This is a genomic window from Nocardia sp. NPDC060255 (genome assembly GCF_042727395.1).
Taxonomy (GTDB): Bacteria; Actinomycetota; Actinomycetes; order Mycobacteriales; family Mycobacteriaceae; genus Nocardia.
The window spans coordinates 298,873-306,397 of the sequence record NZ_JBHXAU010000009.1 but is presented as its reverse complement, the minus strand read 5'-3'; the positions used below and the strand labels follow the sequence as shown (position 1 = coordinate 306,397).

The 7,525-nt window shown below is 68.4% G+C and carries 1 protein-coding gene; it reads right to left on the bottom strand.

Going from position 1 to position 7,525, the window contains the following annotated elements:
* On the bottom strand, positions 1 to 7,525 hold a 7,525-nt coding region (locus ACFWF1_RS19390), incomplete at both ends, for an amino acid adenylation domain-containing protein (protein ID WP_379322199.1).

Sequence of the window (7,525 nt, the reverse complement as noted above, 5' to 3'; positions counted from 1 at the left end):
GCCGCGACCTGGGTCGCCAGCAGCGAGTTACCACCGAGACCGAAGAAGTCGTCATCCGCACCGACCTGCTCGACACCGAGCACCTCGGCATACACCGACGCCACGATCTCCTCGATCGGAGTCGACGGCGCACGGAACGCCTGCGCCTCGAACTCCGGCTCCGGCAACGCCTTTCGATCCAGCTTGCCGTTCACGTTCAACGGCAGCGCATCGAGAACAACGAACGCCGCAGGCACCATGTAGGACGGCAAACCGGCGATGAGCGCCGACTTCACCTGTGCGACATCGAGATCACCGTTCGACGCCACCAAGTACGCGACCAGGCGATCACCGGTCTTCGGGTCGGACTTGGCGACCACCGCGGTCTGCGCGACCTCCGGCATGGCCAGCAGCGCGGCCTCGATCTCGCCCAGCTCGATCCGGAAACCACGGATCTTCACCTGGAAGTCGGTGCGGCCCCGGTACTCCAGCTCACCGGACGCGTTCCACGCCACCAGGTCACCGGTGCGATACATCCGCGAACCGGTCTGGAACGGGTTGGCCACGAACCGATCCGCGGTCAGATCCGGACGGCCGAAGTAACCACGGGCCAGCTGCGCACCAGCGAGGTACAGCTCACCGGCGACACCGTCCGGCACCGGCCGCAGTCGTGAATCCAGCACGTAGACCTGGCTGTTCCACTCGGGCAGACCGATGGACACCGTGGTCTCGTCGGCCCTGGTCACCCGATGGTTGGTGATGGAGACGGCGGCCTCGGTCGGGCCGTAGAGGTTGAACAGCTCGGTGCGTGAGTGTTCGCGCACGAACCGCTGCGCGAGCGCGCCCGGCAGTGCCTCACCGATCGCCAGTACCCGCCACAGCGAGTTCGGGAAGTCACCGGCCGTGAGGGCGTCGAGCATCGACGGCACCACATGCAACGTGGTGACCCACTCACGAGCCATCAACTCGTTCAGATACGCCGGATCCTGATGGCCGTCGGGCGCGGCAATGACCAGTCGGCCACCACACACCGCCGCCGACCAGAACTCCCACACCGAAAGATCGAACGTGGCAGCGGTCTTCAGCAGAATCGCATCAGCTGCGTCGAGACCGAACTCAGTAACCTTCCACTGCAACTGATTCGCGATCGCGCCATGCGAAACCGCAACACCCTTCGGACGACCCGTCGAACCCGACGTGAAGATCACATACGCGGTGTTCTCCGGACGCAGTGGCGCCACCCGGTCAGCATCGGCGATCGGGGTCTTGGCGACCTCGGCCAGATCCAGCTCATCGATCCGCACCAAAGGCGCGACGTCGGTATCGAACTCGGCATCGGCATTGGTCAGCACACACACCGGAGCGGCGGTCTCGAGGATGTAACTGGTCCGCTCGGCGGCCTGCGCCGGATCCACCGGCACATACGCGCCACCGGACTTCGAGACCGCGTACATCGCCACGATCAGATCGACCGAACGCCGGAACGCGAGCGCGACCCGCGACTCCGGCCCGACGCCGATCGAGATCAGATGCCGGGCAAGACGATTCACCCGAGCGTCGAGGTCGCCGTAGGTGATCGACGCACCGTCCTCGGTGACCAGCGCGACTTCCTTCGGCCCGGCCGCCACCGAGGCGTCGAGCAGCGAAACCAGCGTCGCCGCCGTATCCACCGCGTTGTCGGTCGCATTGCGACCGGTCACCAGCTGGGCACGCTCCGCGACATCGAGCAGTTCGATGTCACCGACCGAAGTACGCGGCGCGGCGATGATCGCACCGATCAGACGCGCGAACCGATCGACGAAGCCCTGCACCGTGTCCCGCTCGAACATGTCGGTGGCGTAGGTGAAGAACCCGGTGATGCCCTCTGGCTCGCCCGCGTCGCTGTAGCGGTCGGTCGCGATCAGGTGCAGATCGAACTGCGACAGCGCCGTGTCGATATCGAGCCCGGACACCGCGAGACCCGGCAGCTCCAGCCCGGCCTGAGCCAGGTTCTGGAACGAAAGACCCACCTGGAACAGCGGATGCCGCGCGGTGGACCGAACTGGGTTGAGCACCTCGACGAGGCGCTCGAACGGCACGTCGGCGTTGGCGAACGCCTGGATATCGGTCTCCCGTTGGCGCGCAAGCAGTTCGGTGAACGCCTCGCCCGCATCGATCTTCGTGCGGAACACCAGCGTGTTGACGAACATGCCGATCAGGTCGTCCAGCACGGCCTCGCCACGACCCGCCATCGGCGTGCCGATCGCGATGTCGTCGGTGCCCGACAGCCGGGCCAGCAGCACCGCGAGCGCGGTGTGCACGACCATGAACAGCGTCGCGCCCTCGGTGCGGGCCAGCTCGATCAGCGCCTGATGCGTCTCGGCGTCGATGCGCAGCTCGACCTTGCCACCGGCGAAGGACTGCATCGCGGGACGCGGCCGATCCGACGGCAGATCCAGCTGATCCGGCAGCTCGGCCAGCGCGTCACGCCAGTAGGCAACCTGCTTGGACGCCAGCGACTCCTGATCGTCCTCGCTGCCCAGCAGCTCACGCTGCCAGATGCTGTAGTCGGCGTACTGCACCTCGAGCGGCGCCCAGTTCGGCGCCTCGCCGGCCGAACGCGCGGCGTAGGCGATCATCAGGTCGCGGGTCAGCGGGCCGACCGACGAACCGTCACCGGAGATGTGGTGCACCACCATCGCGAGGACGTATTCGACCTCGGCGGAAGCGGAGCGATCCGAAGGTGCAGCCGATTCCGTGTGCTCCCCGGCGATCTGGAACAGCGCGACCTTCATCGGCACCTCGGTGGTGACGTCGAACATCGTCGAAGTCAGTGCCACCACGGCGGATTCGATCTGGGCGGGCGCCACCACGCGCACCTCCAGCCGCGGCACGGCCTGGGCCGGCGGCAGGATCACCTGCACCGGACCGCTGTCCGTCTGCGGGTAGATGGTGCGCAGGATCTCGTGCCTGCTGACCAGGTCCGCGATCGCGGCACGCAGCGCGGCCACGTCGAGCGCACCGGTGAGCCGCACCGCGATCGGCACGTTGTAGGCCGCCGACTGGGTGTCGAACCGGTTGAGGAACCACATCCGCTGCTGCGCGAGCGACAGCGGAATGTGTTCCGGCCGTGGGCCTGCGGTCAGCGCCTTGCGGCCGCCCGCGTCGGCGTGCTGCTCGACCCGGACCGCCAGTGCGGCGACCGTGGACGCCTCGAACATCAATCGAACCGGCACCCGGGTGTTCAGTGCCTCACCGAGACGCGCCGCGACCTGGGTGGCCAGCAGCGAGTTACCGCCCCAGGCGAAGAAGTCGTCGTCGAGACCGAGCCGCTTCGACTCCGTCCCTTCGCGATCCGAGATGCGCAGCACGTCGGCGAAGGTATTCGCGACGATCTGCTCGATCGGCGTGACCGGCGCGCGGAACACCGCCTTCTCGAAGGTGGGCTGCGGCAACGCCTTCCGGTCCAGCTTGCCATTCGCGTTGAGCGGCAACGCCGCCAGCTCGATGAGCACCGACGGCACCATGTACGACGGCAGCTCGGCGGCGAGTGCGGCCTGCAGCGCGCGCTTGTCGAGCTGACCCGCCCGCGGCACCACGTACGCCACCAGACGATCGCCGATGCTCGGATCGGTATGCGCGAGTACAGCGGCGGCGGTGATCGCGGGCTGACGCAGCAGCGCGGCCTCGATCTCGCCGAGCTCGATCCGGAAGCCACGGATCTTCACCTGGAAGTCGGTGCGGCCCCGGTAATCCAGCTCACCGGCGGCATTCCAGGCCACCAGGTCACCGGTGCGGTACATGCGCTCGCCCGCCGCGCCGAACGGATCGGCGACGAACCGATCGGCGGTCAGCTCGGCCTTGCCGAAGTAGCCACGCGCCAATTGCGCACCGGCCAGGTACAACTCACCGGAGACGCCGACCGGGACCGGCCGCAGCCTGGCGTCGAGCACGTAGACGCGGCTGTTCCATTCCGGCGCGCCGATCGACACCGAGAGTTCGTCGGCGTCGGTGACCAGGTGGCTGGTGATCGACACCGCGGCCTCGGTCGGGCCGTACAGGTTGAAAAGCTCGGCGGCATTGTCGCGGCGGAACCGTTGCGCAGTCGCCGCGGGCAGCGCCTCACCGATGGCGAGCACCCGACGCAGCGAATGTGTCAGGCGGCCAGCGGATTCGGTGAGCAGCGAGTCCAGCATCGACGGCACCGCGTGCAGGGTGGTGACCCCGGTGGTGCGCATCAGCTCGTTGAGGTAGGCCGGATCGCGGTGGCCGTCGGCCGCCGAGATCACCAGTCGCCCACCCGAAGCGGCAGCGGTCCAGAACTCCCATACCGAGAGGTCGAACGTCGCTGCGGTCTTCAGCAGGATCGCGTCGTCGGCGCCGAGGCCGAAGGTCGCGATCTCCCACTGCAACTGGTTGACGATCGCGGCGTGCGGAACGGCGACACCCTTGGGCTGGCCGGTCGAACCGGACGTGAAGATCACGTACGCGGTGTTCGCCGGGGCCAGCGTGCCACGACGTTCGGTGACCGGCCCGGCCGCGAACACGGTCAGGTCGAGCGCGTCGATCTGCACGGTTTCGGTTGCGGCGGTGCGGAATCCGTCGCGACCGGTGGTCAGCACGCAGAGCGGCGCCGCCGTCGCGAGGATGTAGTCGGTCCGCTCGGCAGGCTGATCCGGATCGATGGGCACATAGGCCGCACCGGATTTCGCGACCGCGTACATGGCGACCACGAGGTCGGTGGAGCGGCGGATGGCCAGTGCCACCCGATCCTCCGGGCCGACGCCGCGCTGGATCAGGTAGCGGGCCAACCGGTTCACCCGGCTGTCCAGCTCGGCGTAGGTGAGCTGCTGCTGACCGGTCGGCTCGTCGGCGACGAGCGCGACCGCGTCCGGCGTCGCCGCGACCGAGGCGTCCAGCAGCGACACCAGCGTCACGGCCGTGTCGACCTCGTGCGCGGTGTCGTTCCAGGTGCTGAGGATGCGGGCGTGCTCGTCCGCGGCCAGCAGGTCGATCTCGCCGACCGGCATGGTGGCGTCGGCGACGACGGCGTCCAGCACCCGCACGAAGCGGTCCGCGAAGCCCTGGACCGTGTCCTCGTCGAACAGGTCGATGGCGTAACCGAATTCGGTGATGATCTCGGCGGGCGTGCCGTCCTCGGCGTAGCGGTCGTACAGCGTGACGTGCAGGTCGGTCTTGGCCAGCTGCGAGTCGAAGTTGACCGCGCTCACCGAGAGGCCCGGCAGTTCGAAGGTGGTCTCGGCCAGGTTCTGGAACGAAAGGCCCACCTGGAACAGCGGATTGCGCGCGGTCGAGCGGACCGGGTTGAGCACCTCGACGAGGCGCTCGAACGGCACGTCCGCGTTGGCGAACGCCTCGAGGTCGCGTTCCTTGACGTCGGCGAGCAGGTCGGCGAAGCGATCGCCCGGCGCCACCCTGGTCCGGAAGACCAAGGTGTTGACGAACATACCGATCAGGTCGTCGAGTTCGCGTTCACCACGACCGGCGATCGGGGTGCCGACCGCGATGTCGTCGGTGCCGGACAGCCGCGACAGCAGCACGGCGAGCGCCGCGTGCACCACCATGAACAGCGACGCGTTGTTGGCGCGCGCCAGTTCGTGCAGGCGGGCGTGCCGCTCCGGGGAGATCTCGAAGCGAATCGCCTTGCCGTGGAACGACTGCGCGGGCGGGCGCGGCCGGTCGGCGGGCAGCTCCAGCTGATCGGGCAGCTCGGCCAGCGCGGTCTGCCAGTAGGAGACCTGCTGGGCGGCAAGGGATTCCGGGTCGTCTTCGGAGCCGAGCACCGCGCGCTGCCACAGCGCGTAGTCGGCGTACTGCACCGGCAGCGGAAGCCACTGCGGCACATCGCCTTGCACGCGGGCCACGTAGGCGGCCATCACGTCGCGGGCCAGCGGTCCCATCGAGGAGCCGTCGGCCGCCACGTGATGCACGGTGAACGCGAGCACGTGCTCGTTCGGCGCGATCCGGAACAGCGCCACCGCCAAGGGCACCTCGACGGTGACGTCGAAGGTGGTCAGCGCGAACGCGATCACGGCATTGAGCAGATCGGCCTCGGCGACGTCGACCGGGGTGAGCGCGGCCGCGGACTGTGCCACGGGCCGGATCACCTGATGCGGGCCTTCCGCCGAACGCGGGTAGGTGGTGCGCAGTACCTCGTGGCGGGCGAACACGTCGCCGATCGCCTGCTCCAGCGCGGCGACATCGAGGGCACCCGACAGCCGCACCGCGAGCGGGATGTTGTCGACCGCCGAGGTGGTCGTGTCGAACTGGTTGAGGAACCAGTAGCGCTGCTGGGCCGGCGACAGCGGGATCCGCGCGGGCCGCTCCCCCGTCTCCAGCTTCGGCCGCCGCCTGCCGGATCCGGCGTTGCGCTCGACCTGGGTGGCCAGCGCGGCCACCGTGGACGCCTCGAACAGGTCGCGGACGGCCAGCCGGGTGTCCAGCGCGGCGCCGAGTCGTGCGGTCACCTGGGTGGCCAGCAGCGAGTTGCCGCCGAGTTCGAAGAAGTCGTCGTCGAGGCCGACCCTGGCGACGCCGAGCACGTCACCGAAGGTGCCCGCGACGATCTCCTCGATCGGGGTGGACGGTGCGCGGAACACCTTGGCCTCGAACACCGGCGCGGGCAGCGCCTTGCGGTCGAGCTTGCCGGAGGCGTTGAGCGGGAACTGCTCCAGCACCACGAACGCCGAGGGCACCATGTACGCGGGCAGTTCGCCGCCGAGTTCGGCACGCACGCCGTCGATGTCGATGGCACGGCCTGCGGTCGGCACGACATAGCCGACGAGCTGGTCGCCGAGGCGGTCGTTCGAGCGCACGACCACCACGGCCTGCGCGATGGAATCCAGTGTGGTGAGCGCGGATTCGATCTCGCCGAGCTCGATCCGCAAGCCGCGCAGCTTCACCTGGAAGTCGGTGCGGCCCAGGTACTCCAGTTCCCCACGCGCGGTCCAGGTGACGAGGTCACCGGTGCGGTACATACGCTCGCCGTCCGTGGCGAACGGGTTGGCCACGAAACGATCCGCGGTCAATTCCGGACGCGCGACGTAGCCGCGAGCCAGCTGCACACCCGCGAGATACAGCTCACCTGCGACACCGACCGGCACCGGGTGCAGTCGCGAATCCAGCACGTACACCTGGGTGTTGAACACCGGGGCACCGATCGGCACCGACACCGCGTCGGACTCGTCCACCTCGTGGAAGGTGACGTCGACGGCGGCCTCGGTCGGGCCGTACAGGTTGTGCAGGCGAGCGCCGGTGAGTTCCTGCATCCGCTGCGCGGTGGCTGCGGGCAGTGCCTCACCGGAGGCGAAAACGTTGACCAGGCTGGTGCATTCGTCCGCGCGCTGCTCGGCGACGAACACCGAGAGCATCGACGGCACGAAGTGCGCGGTGGTGACCTCTTCTTCGGTGATCACCTGGATCAGGTACGCCGGATCCCGATGTCCATCGGGCTTCGCGACGACCAGGCGGGCACCGATCTGCAAGGGCCAGAAGAACTCCCACACCGACACATCGAAGGTGGCGGGAGTCTTCTGCAGTACTACGT